Annotated in this window: 16 protein-coding genes; 3 read left to right on the top strand and 13 right to left on the bottom strand. The window is 36.8% G+C overall.

The genetic code is table 11. The features are described from left to right. Positions 1–170 precede the first annotated feature (170 nt). Genes BQ3481_RS11460 through BQ3481_RS11450 form a run of 3 tightly spaced genes read right to left on the bottom strand, consistent with a single transcriptional unit; the run spans position 171 to position 5,773 of the window. Positions 171–3,014: a hypothetical protein gene (locus BQ3481_RS11460; protein ID WP_157928386.1), complete on the bottom strand. Its 2,844-nt coding sequence runs from the start codon at positions 3,012–3,014 to the stop codon at positions 171–173. A gap of 42 nt (positions 3,015–3,056) precedes the next feature. Next, on the bottom strand, positions 3,057–5,393 hold the full coding sequence (locus tag BQ3481_RS11455; protein WP_157928385.1) for a hypothetical protein: 2,337 nt from the start codon (positions 5,391–5,393) through the stop codon (positions 3,057–3,059). 44 nt (positions 5,394–5,437) lie between these two features. Continuing rightward, a complete protein-coding gene (locus tag BQ3481_RS11450) occupies positions 5,438–5,773 on the bottom strand; it encodes a hypothetical protein (RefSeq protein WP_157928384.1) in 336 nt (111 codons plus the stop codon). 69 nt (positions 5,774–5,842) lie between these two features. Here BQ3481_RS11450 and BQ3481_RS11445 point away from each other — a divergent pair, with 69 nt between their 5' ends. Next, the gene (locus tag BQ3481_RS11445) at positions 5,843–6,121 is read left to right on the top strand and encodes a hypothetical protein (protein WP_157928383.1); all 279 of its coding nucleotides are present in this window, start codon (positions 5,843–5,845) and stop codon (positions 6,119–6,121) included. A gap of 562 nt (positions 6,122–6,683) precedes the next feature. Here BQ3481_RS11445 and BQ3481_RS11440 read toward each other — a convergent pair. Next, positions 6,684–7,784, bottom strand: a complete 1,101-nt coding sequence (locus BQ3481_RS11440) for a hypothetical protein (protein ID WP_157928382.1) — start codon at positions 7,782–7,784, stop codon at positions 6,684–6,686. Positions 7,785–8,000: 216 nt separating this feature from the next. Beyond that, on the bottom strand, positions 8,001–8,534 hold the full coding sequence (locus BQ3481_RS11435) for a hypothetical protein (protein ID WP_157928381.1): 534 nt from the start codon (positions 8,532–8,534) through the stop codon (positions 8,001–8,003). 146 nt (positions 8,535–8,680) lie between these two features. On the opposite strand from BQ3481_RS11435, the gene BQ3481_RS11430 reads away from it, so the two are divergent. Then, positions 8,681–8,836 (top strand): hypothetical protein, encoded by a 156-nt coding sequence (locus BQ3481_RS11430; protein ID WP_157928380.1) that lies wholly within the window; start codon positions 8,681–8,683, stop codon positions 8,834–8,836. 271 nt (positions 8,837–9,107) lie between these two features. Here BQ3481_RS11430 and BQ3481_RS11425 read toward each other — a convergent pair whose 3' ends face one another. After that, on the bottom strand, positions 9,108–10,124 hold the full coding sequence (locus BQ3481_RS11425; protein WP_157928379.1) for a hypothetical protein: 1,017 nt from the start codon (positions 10,122–10,124) through the stop codon (positions 9,108–9,110). A gap of 69 nt (positions 10,125–10,193) precedes the next feature. Between BQ3481_RS11425 and BQ3481_RS11420 the strand changes: the two genes are divergently transcribed. After that, entirely contained in the window at positions 10,194–11,423 is a 1,230-nt protein-coding gene (locus tag BQ3481_RS11420) for a hypothetical protein (protein ID WP_157928378.1), read from the top strand. A gap of 44 nt (positions 11,424–11,467) precedes the next feature. On the opposite strand, the gene BQ3481_RS11415 is transcribed toward BQ3481_RS11420, so the two are convergent. The 7 genes from BQ3481_RS11415 to BQ3481_RS11385 form a co-directional block, all read right to left on the bottom strand. Further along, on the bottom strand, positions 11,468–13,660 hold the full coding sequence (locus BQ3481_RS11415) for a hypothetical protein (RefSeq protein WP_157928377.1): 2,193 nt from the start codon (positions 13,658–13,660) through the stop codon (positions 11,468–11,470). A 33-nt stretch (positions 13,661–13,693) separates the two neighbouring features. Continuing rightward, positions 13,694–14,116, bottom strand: coding sequence for an archaellin/type IV pilin N-terminal domain-containing protein (locus BQ3481_RS11410; protein ID WP_162287769.1), 423 nt, complete (start codon positions 14,114–14,116; stop codon positions 13,694–13,696). Between the two features lie 67 nt (positions 14,117–14,183). Further along, the gene (locus tag BQ3481_RS11405; RefSeq protein ID WP_157928375.1) at positions 14,184–14,609 is read right to left on the bottom strand and encodes a hypothetical protein; all 426 of its coding nucleotides are present in this window, start codon (positions 14,607–14,609) and stop codon (positions 14,184–14,186) included. 29 nt (positions 14,610–14,638) lie between these two features. Next, a complete protein-coding gene (locus tag BQ3481_RS11400) occupies positions 14,639–14,902 on the bottom strand; it encodes a hypothetical protein (RefSeq protein ID WP_157928374.1) in 264 nt (87 codons plus the stop codon). After that, positions 14,892–16,694, bottom strand: a complete 1,803-nt coding sequence (locus BQ3481_RS11395) for a VirB4 family type IV secretion system protein (RefSeq protein WP_157928373.1) — start codon at positions 16,692–16,694, stop codon at positions 14,892–14,894. Before BQ3481_RS11395 ends, BQ3481_RS11400 begins: the two co-directional genes overlap by 11 nt. A 45-nt stretch (positions 16,695–16,739) precedes the next feature. Continuing rightward, entirely contained in the window at positions 16,740–18,224 is a 1,485-nt protein-coding gene (locus BQ3481_RS11390) for a type II/IV secretion system ATPase subunit (RefSeq protein WP_157928372.1), read from the bottom strand. An 82-nt stretch (positions 18,225–18,306) separates the two neighbouring features. Then, on the bottom strand, positions 18,307–18,654 hold the full coding sequence (locus tag BQ3481_RS11385) for a hypothetical protein (RefSeq protein ID WP_157928371.1): 348 nt from the start codon (positions 18,652–18,654) through the stop codon (positions 18,307–18,309). Positions 18,655–18,708: the final 54 nt, after the last annotated feature.

Below are 18,708 nucleotides of genomic sequence, written 5' to 3'. Positions count from 1 at the left end.
TCATATGTTGCATCCAAAAGTGTAAGATATGTAAGACACAGTTACTATCTCATAAAAATTTCAGATCATTTTTCATTCACCATTAACTAACTGCTTTTTATTTTCAGTTTAACATTCTTTCTAGGTGTGAGACCTATAGAATTTGATGTCTCCAAGATACATTTTCAGATTCAAAGTTCTGATTTTTTCTTCACGGATAATTTAGGAATTAATTTTTCCAGTGTATCAGTTATCTCTCTTGCATACCAAGAGATGGTACTGCGTTTTTTCATTGCAAATATTCCTGTGATTGGCCCAGCTATTACTAGCATCAGATATGTGTAATCAGGCCTGTAGATTGCAGTTGCAAATACGTTGTCTTTTGCTGTAAAACTGACATTGTTTGCCTTGGAATCAAATGGCAGATTGCTGCCTTCCCAGTGATCAAAGACCTGTCTTACAAGGAATGAGGCTTGCCATTTCTCCGGAGCATCTAGCGTAACAGTACTTCCATACGAGTAAAATCCTCCGCCTATCGCGTCTGTTGCATTTACGCTTAGGACCAAGTCATATGTTGCAGTTATGTTCGAGTCATCTTCTAGGTATGTTTGTACTTTATTTTCTGTATAACTCTGGTCACCAATATCTATCCTATCCAACACATAGTTTTTGTTTTGTAAAATCACTTTTGGCGGCAATTCCATGTCTGTATTGCCAGCATTTACGGTTGTAGTAAATGGCGTGTTTTGTGCAATGGAGTAATTGTTGACAGTAAACTTTGGACTGATGTGTAATTGTGTTCCATCATTTCCTTTTGCAATCATTGTTATGTCAATTATTTTCTTTGAAACAAGATGCAATGTTTCCGATATTGGTCTGAATCCATCCTTGTGTGCAAATACAGTCACATCAAAATTCTGTTCTCTTGACGGTGTAATGGAATATTCCCCGTCTCCTTTTTTGATAACAGGAAAAATTGATTGCACTTCGTATATCACATTACTAATATCTGATTTTATATTGAAAATATTGTCCTTTCCTACTTTGAAGATTGTCGAGTTTGCATCAGTGTTTACATTCATGTCATTGTAAAATGAATTGATTGACTGCTTGATTGCACCATCGTCAGAGAGTACTGCTACTGTTACCATTCCTTCCTGATTTACTGACATGTATCTACCAGAAGGATCAAAGTTTACTCCGGTTATTGTGGATACATCACTTGGTACAATTCTTTCTAACGGTATGCCAAATGCATCTGTTTTGTATGCTACATATGGGAATTTTTCTCCAACGTGTACTTTTGGAGGCAATTCAAACTCTATGTTTGTTGCAACATCAAGAGGAACAATTGAAATTGCTGAAGATGGAATTCCTTGAATTGAAGCTACTAGTTCTGATTTTTTAGTGATTGTCCCACTGAGTATCATGTTGGTTGATGTAAAATCTAGTGTCTTTGGCATATTTTGGATTGTACTTTTGATGTCTACTTTTGGTGGTTCCGCAAAAATATTTGACGGTTCCACCATTGTACCTGTACTGTCTGCGATGTACATTATGCCAAGATCTTGATTGATTCCTGCATTGATTGGAAGCGGAGTTATCTTGATGCTGTACGAGTCATCATATCTAGGCAGGACAGCGAAATTTGCAACTCCTGGTATCTCTCCCGGGCCTGATGCAGTCATGGTAAAGTTTCCGGTTCCACCCCCTTGAATGACAAATTCTACAGCTTGTGCGACCCCTGTTTCCTCGTTACTTCCAGGTATGCGAGTGGGTATCATGCTGATTTGTTTGTCATAATTTGTATCAGGTCCATTTGATGACAACTGGACCGTGCTGCTGTCTGCAACGAGTGGAATGATTGTACTGGTACCTGATTGGTTTATCTGACGATATAGTCCAACTATGCCATATCCAGAGTCATCAAATGTAGTTGGATATGTCCAAATTTTCACCATGTTTGGTTTGCATGGTGCAAATACACTGCAATAACTTGTGATGTTTTGTCCTGTTACCTGATTGTTCGTTGATGGTCCAACTATTAGGTTAGCACTTGCTGCACCAAACCCATCTACGCTTGCGGAAATTACCGTGCTCCCAACATTTCGTGTATAGACAAAACCTTTTGCAATTCCGTCCCGTATTGTAGTAGAATAAAGTATGTCGTTAAAATGTGTGACATCGTAATTATTTCCAAACCTTGCAACATTTGTATCACTTGATGTAAGTGTTGCATGAATTGTGTATGGGGGCTTGAATGGTAATCCATTTTTTTCTAACCATATATAATAATATGAAAGTGAATTTGGCAATGCTGTATCGGGAGCTATAGCTAGCTTGATTGTTATATTGTCACTAATTTTTGTAACATTTGCAGTTGCAACACCCAAGCTATCTGATGATGCCGAAATAATACCACTGCCTTTTGTAAATAATGGTAATGTGGTATAATACTGTCCCTTTGGTATGATTACAGTTTGCGGCGCGGTTATCATGGACGATGTTGTTACAGTTATTTCGGTATCTGCATCAACTGGTACTGGCAATCCAAATTTGTCTTCTGAAAAAACATATGATTGCATATCTTGTGCTTTGGTGGTAGATGTTGGAATTATCATTTGTAATTGAGATGGTTGTGAATTTGAAGTGTAAACCATGGTTGCACTTTGAGCCAAGTTCCCATTTAATGCACCAAATACCGTAGCATTTCCATCTTTGAGTGTCTTGATTGCAAATATTCCATGATTTTCTGACTGAGGCACTGTTATTGAAAGCGGTATCTGTAATGTCGATTTATCACTTGAAGACAAGTAAAAAATACTTGGCTGGTTTGCTGGCTTGTCTAAAAGTACCATTCCTTCATAATCCTGGCCACTGATCATTTTGCTTGGAATCCATATAGTAAAACTGCTCGCATCTTGTTGTGATGATAAATTGGAATTGGTATCATTTAGGATCGAGTCAAGCTGCCCAAACACTTGAAGTGGGGATATCATAATGCCAATAAAAAATAAAAAAAGCACAGTTCGCATAAAACCAAAAATTATGCATAATTTAAGACGAATTTTTTATCGTTAACTAATGCCTGTCAGGATGGAGCCACTGTTAAGATTTATCGTGGCACTTCCAGTGCATACTTGATTTGTAGTAGTAAATACTCCATAGTATCCTGTTGGCACTGATATTGGATCTCCATATGCATCCACATGTGCACGCATGTAAAATTCAACCAAATCTCCCGCATGTACTGGTATCTGTACTATTCCAGAAGCTTGTGAAGTAGGATAATGCATTGCCATTGCATTTGAACCTGAGAATGACCAACTGTTTACAGATGATGTCTGCTGAATTATTGGATTTGGATTATAGTAAATAATCTGTGAATTAGAAAATACGCCGTTTACGTAAATATCTACATATACGCTAAGTGGTCCGGCATGAGCTGACGATGATGCATATGATAAATGGTCCGTACACCCACTGGCTTGAAATTGATCTTGTGGGCATGGTGCTTTTACATACCAACCAATTGATGGATTGTACACCTCGTAGATGTATTGTGTTGCCGTCTGTTGATAGTTGTAAGTTGCACTTGTGGTGTATGATGTGTCTGCAGATACTTGAGCATTTACTAACGCATACATTGTTCCGTCTTTTGGAGCAATAGCTGATGCTTCACCTCCTGTGTCTGCACTAATTTGTAATGATGCTCCATTGGTATCATATCCCGAATTGCTGTTTGTACCTGATGTGACAATTGATATTCCTAAATTGCTTGGAATGGAGGACATTTTCAACACTGTTTGTGTACCATTGAGGCTAAATGAAATTGATTTTAGTCCTGGAATGATTGGCACCATCATAGATGAACCTGCATTGTATGTCTTGGACAAGTATGGTATGCTGATTAACGAAGTTGCATTGTCTACCACGTTTTGTATATTTGTTTTAGCAGCCATTGGAATTTGAACATAAGCAAATGAAGTATAGATCTGCTGAGATGCTGCAGGTATGTTGAACATTTGATTATTCACTGTATCATAAACTGCCGTACCTATGGTTCCGACATATGCTGGAGAGTTTGGATAAATGTCCAATTCACCACTAATGGATGATTGACCTCCTGCCGCTATTTGGGAGGCTGACAAAGATATTGTACCACTTGAGCTTGTTACACCTTGTACACCAACTACTCCGTTTTGTAATATCTGAAACGGTATGTTAGCTGGCAAGTTAGTCACTTTGAAAAACATCTGTGTGCTAGGATCATAGTTGGTTGCACCAATTGTTGTCCCCCCAGATGTTGGTGTTACAATCAACCAGTACGAGTATGAGGGATTGAAATTTACTTGCGATTGAAAATCACTTGTGTATGTTTGTGTTAACGGAACAAATGGTGATTTATCATAGAGTGTGATATACGGCACAAACGAACTACCACTCTGAAAATATGAACACCCTCCTTTCGCACTACATGACGAAGAACTAGTGTGTGAATAATAATTTGCAGCATACTGATCAGTTGTACTATAAGTTACAGAAGTTACATAGTAGTAACTTCCTGATACGTATCCATTTACTGTTGCAACACCTGTTCCAGAATCATAACCACAAGACCAAGACCAAGCTGTGTATGCACTCATATTGCAAGCTGACCAGCCCCAAGTATATGTCGCATAGGCATTGTTTGCTGAACTTACATATTTGTTGACAGGAGTTGTTACAGTATATCCTCCACTGGTTGTTCCAATGTTTGATGAAAAAATTGTATACCCATGAGTACCTCCATCATAAGCAGTGGGGGATATTGTATGATCTATCAAAGTTCCAAAAAATGCAGAGCCACCACCAGTAATACCTGATCCTGTTACAACAGTAGAGCCTAATCCACTATTGAGTAAAATTCCAAGAGTGCCTGGGCCACTAATGCCAATCCCACTTGATGAAGTTGTACTGCTTGGTGAACCTGAAAGTATAGTAGTTGAACTAGGAGACAATATGTTTGGCAGCGGCGTGCTGCTACTTTGTAATACTCCATTACTGTATACATATGGCGCATTTATCTGTGGAATGTACATTTTCTGAACAGAATCACTTGTCTGAAATCCTGCCGCAAATGTTCCAGTGTTAACTTTGTTGTAGGGTCTAAGCGAACTTGAATTTCCAGTAGCACTGTCTATTCCTGCAATTACCAAACCTTTTGGATTTGTAGTAACAATCTGTGCTATGACTCCATTACCTGTTCCATTACCGTTACCATTACCGGCTCCTGTAGCAGAAGAACTTGATGTATTTGCGATTGGAAATACATTGCCATTGTCAGTGACGATTAGAATCTGTGTGGCATATGCACTGTTAAACACAAATGCTGTCAGTAATAATCCTAAAGAAAGTAATGCTATTCTTTGCATTATTTAAAATAATTATCTAATTTTTAAACAGTTGACAACCAGCATTATTTCAGGTATTGTGACGGTATTACTCCGTTAAGGTTAATGCTTGAGTTTGTAAATGCAGGTATCTGCTTGTCATATGGAATTCTTGAAATCAAATTTCCCTGATCGTCTACAATTCTAAAATACTTTATATGCACCGGTACATTTTCTGGATTTTTGAAACTAAATGAACTTCCAGAATGTGTTGCCTGGATAGTTTCTTTTTCCTTGGTGTTATGAATAGCATTGATAGTATTTTCTTTTTGTGTAACTGCCACACTTTGGCTTTGTTGCTGCATTATCAAACCCATTCCAACTATGACAATGAGCATGATAGCTATTGCTATTGGTATCATAAGCATTAATTTGTAATACCATTTAAGCAGTTTAATACCTCCTTTTATTTTTCGTTATTCCATGATTGTATGATAGGTCTTGCAAAAGGGCAACAAATTCTTGACAAGATAAAAGTACAGAGCAAGATGGGTCTTGGAACACTATACCTACTTGACACCGGAATTGCAGTAGAAGTATCTGGCAGCGGATTGTGTCTAGAACTTTCGTATGGTGAAATACTTTCAAATGCAGTAAAAAAAGACAGCCTTGTGATTTCCTGGACTGAGGGAGTAGCCACATATGATATGAAATTTAATATCAAAAATGCGGCTGAGGTAGCGCAAAAAATAAATCAATACAAAAAATAATTTCTTGAATTGGTATATTCTCCTACTGTGTCGTGTAGATCAGAAAACAATTCTAATAATTACAGGCAATTATAATCTAGTCAAAATATGAGTACAATTTTTGTTCCCTTGAGGGATTTTGTTCATCTAGTTTAGTTCCCTTCATTAAAACTGGAAAGATGTAAGTTTTCAGCATCAATAGTTATGATAAAAATTAAAACTTGTAATATTTTGAAGTCACTATGAAACCGATTCCCACACATGTTACAAGAACACCTATTTGTAGATTAAATACAAATATAGACATAGAAGGTAAGGGGCAATTTTGACCAGGTTTTGTACAATACGTTCCTTTCTTTTCGTCATCCATTATTTGGAGACCCTGTAGATAATAGACAGCAAATATTATTATTATAAATCCACCAACTACTATAAGCGATTTTCCTACAATATCTAATTTTTTCATATCAGACTAGATTAATAATAAAACGATTGGATTAATGAAGGTTAATTTATTCTCGTTTAAAATATTTGCACATATCATGTAGATAATATTATTTAAAAAAAATAAAGAGGTTTATGCCTATGGACAATACGGTGCATTGTAATAACAGGCATATGTCATTGATGCAGAACTTCCAGGTGTTGAAGATGGAGTAACATTACCACCAGATCCACCTTTGCCATTGTATGAATAGACATAGGTGTTTGAACTACTTGTTGATGTATCATAGAAGGTGTAGTCATAAGTCATTGTTCCATAGTAGAATGTGTTACCACTATTCGATTCCTCTTCAACTTGTGAACCACTTGGAAAATCTTTACTACAACTCGAGGTAAAGCCAACATCTATGCTATGTCCCGTATCTCCAGATATGGTAAAGGTAGTTGATGCCCCAGAGCCGCTCTGTAATACGCCCATGTAATATTTACCTGCAGTGGAGGAATCTGCTCTAATGTAGCCATCAAGAGCCTGATTCGTAGTGAAGGCGTGTGTTGATTGGAATGGGAATCCAGAAACTTCAGAGCATGAACCTGTGGTTGACCATTGATCAAAATCAACATACCATTGTGGTGATGAACCAAAGAAATCAGCCTTGTCATAGACAGCACCAGTTTGTAACCAATAGTTTGTGTTGGAATTTTTTGCATCTAACCAGTGATACAAGTCAGTACCAGATGTAGTTGAAGCTAATGCAGAATATGACTCATCTATTTTATAGATCGAATTACCACCAAGATAATAATGCCAATATATTGAATCATAGACATTTATTGGCTTGGTTATAGTCAATGGTGAAATTGTACTTTTTGTATTGTACAACGACATATTTGATTTTGTCATATTACTAATTGGAGGTGAGTGATGCCAATGTGAACGATCTATTTTAAATGGATTCGAACTTGCTGGTCCTAGATAATCTATTTTTGCACCTGTTGAGTTCCATGAAAGCATACCTAGCCAATCAGGATGAAGATCAGTTTGTTCATCTATTTTTTCTTGTTGTGTAAGGGCATAAGATGGAAGTTCTGGATGTGCATGAAATTTCATAGGTGAGGCATATGCTACATTAGACATTACCATTACTATTGATAATACTGACACTACTACCATATATCGCGCATTGGTTTTTTTTAATTTTGTTCCTGTTTGTCCATGTGATGTATTATGTTCTATTTTCATTTTATCAATTTCTCCTTTTGCTTTTTGTGTGTATAAAGTAGCCTAATCTTCATACCGCACGATCGATTGACCATGCCGTGTGTTTCACACGGCATATCGCGGTTATGGTAAAGCATGTACGGTACTGTACAAATATCATTAATAAGATGCTAGGATTATTTTAGCTCAAAATAGCTCATCATAGCTTATTCTAGCTCAGAGTAGCTCATCATGATATCATGAATTGATCGCAAAAGAAAAGGTAATTGTTCTTGCAGTTGATTCAATCTTTACTGGTTCATGCAATATAGATTCCGCAAATGACCTTACAAACTCGCACTCAAAGGCAGAATATTTTTCGCTAATATCATGATGTACAGAAAAAGAGTGTATCAAACCACGTGTCTTGTGTTCCGATTCTGAAAATCTCTTGAACCACATTTCCAGAAACTCTATCGCAGTGATCTTGGTAACATCATGATAGAATAGTTGCATGTACTCCATGGTATGCTTTGAACCAAGCTTGTTTGCAATCTTGACAAGCGTCTTCTTGTCGGCATCATCAAAAACCTCCCTTAAGACATCTTTTGGAGTAAGAACACATCCAATCTTTTTGAATTTTTGCCTAAAGATGTGCTCTTTTACCACTTGGTTTAGCAAAATATTTAATGAGATTTCTTTATGCCTTGCCTCTCCTTCAAGCAGAGGGTAAATCTCACTATCTACTCTAAAGGAATACGGAATTGTTTTTCTGTTCTCGTTTGCAAGCAAGAATTCATTGCACCGTACAATACACCGTACATTTTCCTATTTAAGACATTCGCACTATTATTCTATAACATACAGGGAAATTATAGAGTGAATTCCTAGTAAATTGCTACCAACAATTTATCAATGATTGTACAAAAACTCAATTATTGCCAAGGGGGGAATACAATACACTCACGCTACGAAGAGAAACCTATGACAGAATTCTTAGTATAGTCCACAAGGCAAAAAAGAAGAACAAAAGGATGTACACAAGTGATTTTCTAGAGATGTTGCTTGACATGTATGAAAAGAAGTCAAATTAGATTGCAATCAGTTTCTGTTATTTTCCCAGTCTTCCAAAGTTTCTACAAATAATTTACCAACTACCAAATACAACTCGAATTGTTGCCACGAAAAGGATAGGGACCATACCATAAAAGTTGAAACCTTCCAGAAATTTCTAAAGACTATACAGGATGTAAAGAAGGCCAGCCCTAGAATGCAAAACAGTATATTTCTTGATCTGTTTCTCGATGCATACAAAAAGTCAAAAACCTGAAACTAATATTGTATTACCCTTATCTTGAATATGTCTTACCCTGTTGAATTTAGAGTAAGATTTCCACCTAGTCCCTTGAATGCCTTGAGTATCTGACCTTCTGTGGTAAAGTTAATTTCATTTGTATAATTTTGATCCAGATTTCCAGCATTGTTTTGCAGTGTATTTTGTGTAAAGTTGTTTTCAGTGTTTGATATAGTCTGGTTTGAGTAAGCATTGTTTGTATCATTTGGTAATGGCTGCGTCTGTGATTGCTTTGAAAGTGGGATGATGGGCTGTTGAGGTTCCGAATTGTTGCTGCTGGCTTGTAAAGCAGTAGTGTTTTTTGTCACATTAGAGAAGCTCAACAGTTTTACTTGATAGAGAGCTGGCGCATCAGTGTTTGCAGTCTTTGAATCATAAAGCGTACTCTCTATTGGAAATGGAATGTTATCTTTTATGTAAAAAGTATTGTCTTGTACTACTTCAAACCCAACTTGGTATGCTGATGTAGTGGTATCTCCCATAGGTATGGTAGTAAATCTATTTACCGTGAACTGTGGAACTGGTGATACATATTCATCTACTAGTCCCCATGATGTTCCTATCTTGAGCAATTGCGGTTTGTGCATGTTTGCATATTTTTGTAAATAAAATATAGTATGTGAAAGTGACGTGGCATAATTCATGCTAGCACCGTCAGTTGTAATTGTTGCAAAATCTGAAGATATGTGCAAAATGGAAAACCAATGCTTGCCGGTATCATCGGGTGTAAAAATCGCTTGAACTATCCAAGTCTGTCCAGTCTGTTCTTGCAAGAGTCCAATAAAGTCAAGTTCTGCCTGATAACACGGAGTTGCATAATTCAGAGTCGGCTTTATGGAATAATCGCATATGTGATATGTGTAGTTTTGCTGCGACAAAATGTCCTTTCCAACATACCATGATGGATACTCCTTTTGTTTCTCAATGACCAAACGTTCCAAGCTGTTGTCAAATCCTATTGCATGCACTGTAACAAAGAAAAATGATACCATCGTAATTGCTGCAACTGCCAAAATAATCTTTAACATGTCTTTTCAAATAATAATTGTTTAAAAACAGAAAATCTTGCTTTAAATTCTATATTTTTCTAAAACATAATGGCATCAGAAATACAAGATGATGGGTTTATTTGGCTTGAGATCAAGCCTCAACAGAGATTCAAAGATGATCAAGAAAATCAAGTCCTAAAGATAATCCAATATGCTACTGAATTTGCATTCTTTGTTTTCAGGAACAAGTCTGAAATGAGGCTGATAGTCCGAACTACAAATAAAGACAGAAATATCTTTGGGACAATTGATGGTCTTACAGTAGAACGTATAGACCCGCCACATTTTGAACAAATGGTTACAAAATATCTTGCGTTAAAAAATCACTTTATGGTTCCTCTTGTAGATCTTGCCAAAATAGTAAAAAGTGATGTCTATTCTAAATTCTGGCAGGAATCATCTAGGTGTATGATGGCTTGCTTTGTTCAGGACCAGACCAAAAAAATCTCAAACACAATACACGGTAAAGTGACCTCACTTGAGAGTAGAATGTCAAAGAAAAATGTCGTATTTTCAAGTAAAATAAAGGCAGATCTTGTGGGGGCAAAAAGCAAACTTGATGGGCATAATCTGTATAATTGTTTTATCATATTTGGAGTAGAGACAACTCTACATGAATTCTCAGAGTTAGATATAGAAAAAAGAAATAGTATAAATCAAGAAAAAATTCTGTTTGAAAATCATATCGCTAATCTAAAAAAAGATCTTATCGATGAACAATTCGAAAATGAATACGAGAAGCAAAACAAGATTCATCATGACAATGTCAAAAAAATAAAAGATGCTTTCAAATTGGAGGTGGAAAGATCAAGGGCAGATATTGTCCAGTCAACCAAGACATTAGATGATATGATCAACACTGTTCTTCTCAACAGTTTTGCTTATAGAATTACATCTCGTAAGATCAAATTCATACATGGAAAAAAGACTTTCAGACAAAAACTTGCAGAATTGTTTTCTGTCAAATCAATTGATCCGTATACTTTCATACCTCAAAAATTACATTCAAAAAGTCTTGCCTTATCGGATGTAGAACTTGCATTCTTTTTGTCATTTCCACAAGAAAAAGACATTCAGACAATCAACTTTGGTGTTGGTGTAACACCTACCTTTGTACACAGTCCTGCTCAAGATCTATCCCTGACAGATATTACTATACAGTGTGATCCGCATCAAGTATCACCAGAGGACCAAGACAGGCTAAATCGTTCAATATGTGACAGTCTCAAAGTTCGTTGTGCAAGATGTGGTGTTCCAATTCATATAAAAAAAAGATGACAATGGTGGATACGATATTAATTCCTCTCTACACCTTTCATGATTTATTTGCCTTCGTCGTTGTCTCCAAAACCTATTGCTGCTGCAAACCCGCGCCAATAACGCCTGACAAATCCATAGCCAATGACAGCTAATGATACTAGTAGTACCAAGATAGCAATTTTGCTATAATCATAGGTATCTTGAGGCGTAGAGTTGTCTATATCAAAAGTCTGCGATGCCTTGCCACCCCAAATGTTGTATGCATCAACTGTAGAATTTTTGTTTCTATCAGATAGCATGACAGTGCATCCCTTTGTGCAAGTAATGTTTTGCATCTTTCCATCTACTAGAACCTGAGAGTATGGCCCAAAGTTATTGTCAGGATGGATGGTTACAATTCCCTGGTATCTTGTACCGTTGAGCATATTGTTTTGGTCCATGTTGACTACATATTTCCAATTTGTATCAAACTCAAATCCATGTTCTATAAACGAGAGTTGTTTTCCTTCTGCAGTGATTGTAACATTATACGGCGAGGGTTGTTCATACACCAAATTGAGAGGAAGATCAAGAGGATTTTGTGCAAATACTTGCGATACGTCTGGTATTACCATCGATGTAAGATGTGCTCGCAAATTTATCACTCCAGTACCTGTTGCCAAATTGTCTTTTCCATACATGTCATTTAGTACAATTCCGGCAAAGATCCTGTCTCTGTCATGGATGACTTTGGTTCTTATGAAATCCTGTTCATATGTTGCATTCTCGGAATAATCAGGCATCATCTTCAAATCAAGCGGTATGTGATTTATGGAACCATCAGAGTGCAAGGCAATTACAATCACATCAGTACTAAATCTAGTATGTGGATATCCAAAATAATATTTTGAAAGATCAAGCTTGTCCAGTCCTGCAAAGTTTACAGATTGTAATGTATTGATTATCGTGGAATTATCATAACGTGTTTTTAATATGGTAAACAAAATGGGATGCTGAAATATTATATCACCATATCCCGATTTTACAAACATGGCTACATTATTTCCTGACTGTAACGAATTGCTTTGATATGCAAAATTATCATCGATGAAATTTGCAGAATGTGACTCTGACCATGTCATGGTAACATTTAGCGGTACAGGTGTTAGGATCTTGTATGCATAACTAGTGTAAGAAAATGAGTTTATCTTGCTTCGTCTATATTCATGAACTCCCGGGTCCATGTCGTCCTGTCCACCACCTTTGGACCCAAGATAATGCATAGCCACAGCAGGCCTGTTCCCAAACCCCCACCATTGGCCGTCTTTTAGCACCGTATAGCCATAACTTGAATTGTATACGGGATCATATTTTACAACCAACGCATCTGTCTTTGTAAATTGGCTTTGGCCAATCAATCTTCCAAGATTATACACGGTTGTTTTATACGTGAAAATGTGTTTTTTGATATCTGAACTAGTTTCTGGGACCCAATTTGTCTGGCCCTGCGCATATTCATATGAAAATGTCCAAGGCTTTGCCCTGGAATATAGTAGTGTATCACTGCAAGATTTTTTTTGACATTCAAAATCTTTTTGTAAATATATGTCTGATGAGTAGGTAGTATGTGCTGAAATTGTACCAACCCTTTGATTCTTCCATTGATATTGCGGATTGAAAACAATATTGATTCCATCCCAGATATAATATGTCCCGTCTAGATTTCTCATCATAAAACCATCTGTATCGGTCAAGTTTTGTTTTGTTAGATCAATTGTTACTTTTGGTGAGATTATCGGAGGAGAATATGAAGTACTTCCAGCAGTACTACCTCTAAAACATGTACCGCCAGTTTGTGGATTGAAATTACAAATTAAACCATACCCAAAAACAACTTGAGATAAAGTTGCAGCACTTGAACCAATTCCAATCTCTGCATGTCCTGACTCTGTATATCCAAAAGACTGTCCTCCCCCTGATGATATTGGTGAAACTTGAATCTGACTAATTTGAAGACCGTCTGCGTTTATTGATTTTGGTTTGATTGACCAACACCAGGAATTCCAGTGAACAGTGATTGCAAAATCAAATGCATCACCAGGATAAAACGTGCCATCAGGATTACTGCGAGACAATCCGTTGTACTGTGATGGAGTTGTATGTATGTCCAACCAAACTTTGCAGCCAGGAATGAGCATGTCTGCAGAAGATGTCGGCATCATGGAAGGAGAAAACAAGATCAATGAAATTAGTGTCAGACCAATGATTTTCTTCACGCAGATTAAGAAAAGTGATTTTAAAAAGCAAAATTATTGCAGTGGAAATTCAAAGATTGAACCATATGTTGTAACAATCTGCATTTTAGCGCCGGATGTACCAGTTGATATTATCACAGGTTCTTTTACTGGCAAAAATTGGGTTTGTGTACCATTAACAAATGTCATAGTATAGGATTGTTGTCGTACTGCATCCACCATGACCCTGTCTAAATTAATATTTGCAAGGCCAAAATTTACTAATTCTACCTCTGATCCCGTGCCTGTGTCTCTTCCTGTTACAAATGATACGCTCTCTGACATTCTCTTTTGGGACGAATCCAGCATCTGATAGGCACTTTGCTGTTGATTGTTAAACTGGTTAGATGATGCTGCAATTACAATCCCTGCAATGGCAAGAGCTACTGTAAACATCATGATTGTAGAATATATCTCGGATATTCCTCTTCGTTGCATCATGATAACAAGATATAGCAGATTTAAAGCACTTGATCAAAGTCTTATCTTCATTTTCTAACTTGTCCTATCCTGCATTAATCTGTCTGCTAGTAACAAATGTAGAACCATCGCTTGTTGTTGCGCTTACTCTTACAGCATAGCTGTTGCCATAAACAACTGCGACGTTTAGAATACCTTTTTGCTCTAATGTCTGACTAGGACCAATGCTTGTTGTATTCTGTGAAAGATCATACGTTACACCGTTAATGTCCACAGATATCGTTGTTTGAATGAAAGGTTTGTTTCCTGTATTTTGTAAAACAATGTCATACCAAGTTAAAATTCCAGACTGTATTCCTGAAAGGGTTGCCGTGTTTATTGTGTATTCTGCATTTGATGAGAGTATGCTGTTTGATGTATTCATATAATTATAGACAATACCAGACATTCCTACTGCTATGATTACCAGCAAAGAAATTGCATATGCAGAATGTACACCACGTCTTTTCACACATGCAAAACAAATCAAGTTTTAAAGGCTCACATGTGCTTTTGTCTTTTTGGCTGACTCAGAAATATAGGATCGTTTCGAATCAACTTGCCTGTACCATCATAAAGGCACACATGGTAAAGCACTTGCCCATTGGATTCTGATATCTTCTTGACACGTATAGTATGAGTTTGTGTTTCAAATTTGTCCCCGACATGAAGATTTCCAATCTTTTCTGCTAAATCAATTTCTGAGATTCCAATGATACCAGACATCTCTTGGAAATATTTGTAATACTTGTTCTTAAGCTGCATTTGTGTTCAATGGCGATGTGCCAAACATGTCAAGCTCTTCTTTTGATGGAGTAATGGAACAACGAATCCTGTAATCACGTGTCAAGATCAAGGCATCTCCTGGAACAAATGTCTGAATCATGTCTTTTTCCTGAGGAGATAACTGCAATGATCTTCCAAGTTCTTCAGCCGCAATCTCGTTGTTTCGTAGTATTATTTTCGTCTCACTGTTATCAAAGAATGCACGTCCTGCCTCTGTCTTTGTTACATCTTCTACCCGCTGTGAAATAAACATGAAAATTACATTCTTTTTCCTGCCCATGCGTGCAAGCAAATCTACAAATTTTGAGGCACTGGCAAACCGGAATATGAGATGTCCTTCATCAATTACAAGTATTTTTGGAATCTCTACTGGTGCGGCCTCTATCTTTTTCCACAATTTAGCCAATGCAAGAAAGCTAATCTTTGCTACAGAATCTTCAGCATAGGTTCCTTTTAGTGATATGATAGTACGATCAGATATTGCAGGCTGGCCCTTGAACAGAGTTGCCATTGGACCAGTAACAAGATTTACCAGATATTTTTTCTCTTCATCTGAGAGTTTTTCATAAAACTCATCAAGGCTTTTTATTCCATTACATTTTGCCAAAAATGAATTTGCAACAAGTGTTGGGGCTTGGGCAATCTCACACAAAACGTTTACCGCATCACTTGGTTTTTCAAACATCTTGAATGGATCAAAGCCAAGTTCTTGTTCTCCTGTGATTCTTATTGGTTCCACATCAAGATATTTGGCAATATTTTCATACTCGCCCTGTGGGTCAACAACAAAGATGAACGCATCCGGATATTTGTCCATCAGTCTCTTCATCATTAGTTTGGCAGTAACAGACTTGCCTGCACCCGAGCCTGCTAAAATCAGTATGTTATAGTTTGCACGCATTGTATAGTTGAAGATGACAGGTGCACCAGTGCTATAGTTTACACCTATGGTAATTCCATTTGGAACTTCTAACATGTCTGCGCTTACAAATGGATAAAAAACTGCACAAGAGCCAAGCTCGACGTAGAGTTTTTTTCCCCATCCAGTTAACATTCTGGCCTGGTTTGCAGATGTGTTGTCAAAACTTGAGAGAGATATCCTGGTTTGTTTTACAAATTTTTTTGATTTTTCCTTTAATGATTTTAGATCGTCAGCTTGGACTATCACATTGGCAGTAACTGTGAACAATTTTGTACTGTTTTTTTCAAGTGCAGATACGGCCTCAAGTGCCATCTGTATTTGATGTATCATTTTTGGATTGGTGCTTTGTGTAGCTTGCATGAGGTGAATCTTTTTTCTCAATTTTGAAACTGCCTTGTCTTGCTCTATGGGAGCAAAATTGAGCATTATTGCATCAGATACAGGAAGCAGGGAGTGAATCCATGCCGGTGAGAGCGTGGAAGAGAGAGAATACAGTGTAAAGCATTTGGCTAACTTGCCATTCTCAAGTATTACATGTTTTAGAAATTCATTTTTTACAGAAAATGGTACCATATTTGTTGCAAGAAAATAATCAAAACCCTGTCTTTCAAGTACCCAATCCAAGGGCTCTGCACTTGACATAAAAGTTCTCAAGATTTGGAGATGTCTTATTTCGTTTCCCATCTGTGCATCTAACGGTTCTTTTATCATTGTAATACAAAGTGGTTCCTGGATTGAAGTGAGCAGTGAATAAAAATGTGATAGTACAGTTCGTTGCTTTTCATCAGAAAGTGTAAAGAAATTTGTTGGCTTTACTTCATAGTTATGTATTGTCTTGGTTCTTTGCACAGAATTTAGAGAATATTTCTTTTTAAGGGAATGATAATCAAATAACTAATTCTTCATTGTTGGATAGAATTGATAGTATTGACGCAAGATATTGAAAACATCTGATACCTCGTAAGCCTTTTTTTCAATGCATGCATCAAGCAATGTCATTCTTTTTTCTATGTCAGTTACAAGATCAATACCGAAAAGTTCTGCAATGTATGGTAGTCTTTTACTTTTCTTAACCAGTTCCTCTATACTGCTGAGACCAAAGTCATTGTTCTTCCTATCAAAACTAAACAAATCTGTTGTTTCTATTCCCGTATCTGTTGGATTAATTTCTGTCAGCGTCTTTATTCTTCGCATTGTTTTTCCATCTGTACCTTTGAGTGTAGTTGAATGGATTGCAAACCAAAGCAACATTTGCTGTGAAAGTTTTATGTTGATTGGTTCTGCCGCAAGTCTTGTTAATGCTGATTTTATGTCAGAGCCATGAACAGAGCTTAGCCCCCCATGTCCAGTTGCAGCACTCTGGAACATCTCGTTTGCTTCCTTTCCGCGAACCTCTCCTACAATGACAAAGTCAGGTCTCATTCTTAGTGTTGCCTTGATTAGTTCCATAATTCCAATATCATTATCTGATTTGACAAGTGGGCTTGATCTTGTATGTAATGACACTGTACGTTTCTGCGGTATCTGAAGTTCAGGCGTTTCTTCTATTGTTATGATTCGCCATCTTGGATTGGCCATAGTCATCAGAGAATTTATCAACGTAGTCTTTCCAGAGCCAGTTTCTCCAATTATAAGGCCAAATGCCTTTGCGTCTATTAGCATCCAGACATATGCCGCCATCAGTTTGCTTATGGTTCCAAATTGTAACAGATGTGTGATAGTATAGGGTTTTGATGGAAATTTTCTTATGGATACGGTTGAGCCGTTGCCTGAGACCTCTTTTCCATATATGACCATGATTCTGTGTTTTGTTCTAGTTGTTCCATCCATTATGGGCTTGGCCACTGTAACAGATTTTCCAGTCTTTTGAACAAGTCTTTGAGTGTAAGAATCCATCAGACTAGATTTGCCTATGACAATATTTGTATCAAGTATGTGCATTTCAGAATGTTTTCGATGTATCACTCCAACATCTGTATCGTGTCTTTCAATTAGAATTTCTTCTATGTCATCATCATTCATCAAGACATCGAAAACGCCATACCCCAAAACTTCACGAACAATATAATATTTTAGACGGTCATAAAATTTTGAGACCTGATTTACAATTCCTTTTTCCTGAGCATCTTGCCAGATGTATTTTTCCAGATGGTGAATGCGTTCTTCCTCAGTCTCTAGTTTGTCAAGAAATGGCAAAGAATTCATGAGATGGTCCATTATCTTTTCATAAATTTGAAACTCGTTTTGTTCCAAGTGAGGTTCTTTTATCAAATATTCACCGGTAGCTGTAATGAAAACTTCAGCTTGGTTTACTGCATAATGATCAATGACCTGCACTTGTTCTATGTTTGCATCAAGTGCAATGATTTTTGAAGTCACAACTTGAAATAATGAATTCTATAAAAATACACAATGGTTGAATAATATCTTTACAATCTTTGCTTGGTTTATCGTTACTATTCTATAACTTGACAGCATCTATGTAGCTTTTCTTCAATTTTTCATTATCTACCGCATATATCCAAGTCCAAGAACCATCTTCGTTATCAATTATCTTCCCTAATCCTTTTAGATATTTCAAAATAATATTCAGAACGGGTGCCTTCATGCTACCGTCTAATTTTCTTAAAATCTGATTTTTAGAATTAAATTCAGTATTCTCTTTGAAGAGTTTTTCAACCTTTAGGATGCTTTTGAGAGTAGGATTGTTTTGTTCTAAATCTTCTTCAGATATTATATCGATATTTAGTGTTCTTACCTGCATGTTTTCTAAAAAATCTTTTTTTCCAGAATATACGGTTTTAGGCATGTATTGTGTATGTACTTAGAAGTATATGTCTTTTGTGTACCATACCTAAAAGTA

The organism is Candidatus Nitrosotalea okcheonensis (genome assembly GCF_900177045.1).
Classification (GTDB): Archaea; Thermoproteota; Nitrososphaeria; order Nitrososphaerales; family Nitrosopumilaceae; genus Nitrosotalea; species Nitrosotalea okcheonensis.
This window is presented reverse-complemented; position numbering and strand designations above follow the sequence as displayed.

Coding starts and splice junctions, on each gene's coding strand:
- BQ3481_RS11420 (WP_157928378.1), top strand. CDS start 10,194: ATGGCATCAGAAATACAAGATGATGGGTTTATTTGGCTTGAGATCAAG.
- BQ3481_RS11460 (WP_157928386.1), bottom strand. CDS start 3,014: ATGCGAACTGTGCTTTTTTTATTTTTTATTGGCATTATGATATCCCCA.
- BQ3481_RS11450 (WP_157928384.1), bottom strand. CDS start 5,773: ATGATACCAATAGCAATAGCTATCATGCTCATTGTCATAGTTGGAATG.
- BQ3481_RS11400 (WP_157928374.1), bottom strand. CDS start 14,902: ATGCAGCTTAAGAACAAGTATTACAAATATTTCCAAGAGATGTCTGGT.
- BQ3481_RS11410 (WP_162287769.1), bottom strand. CDS start 14,116: ATGCAACGAAGAGGAATATCCGAGATATATTCTACAATCATGATGTTT.
- BQ3481_RS11385 (WP_157928371.1), bottom strand. CDS start 18,654: ATGCCTAAAACCGTATATTCTGGAAAAAAAGATTTTTTAGAAAACATG.
- BQ3481_RS11455 (WP_157928385.1), bottom strand. CDS start 5,393: ATGCAAAGAATAGCATTACTTTCTTTAGGATTATTACTGACAGCATTT.
- BQ3481_RS11425 (WP_157928379.1), bottom strand. CDS start 10,124: ATGTTAAAGATTATTTTGGCAGTTGCAGCAATTACGATGGTATCATTT.
- BQ3481_RS11440 (WP_157928382.1), bottom strand. CDS start 7,784: ATGAAAATAGAACATAATACATCACATGGACAAACAGGAACAAAATTA.
- BQ3481_RS11445 (WP_157928383.1), top strand. CDS start 5,843: ATGATAGGTCTTGCAAAAGGGCAACAAATTCTTGACAAGATAAAAGTA.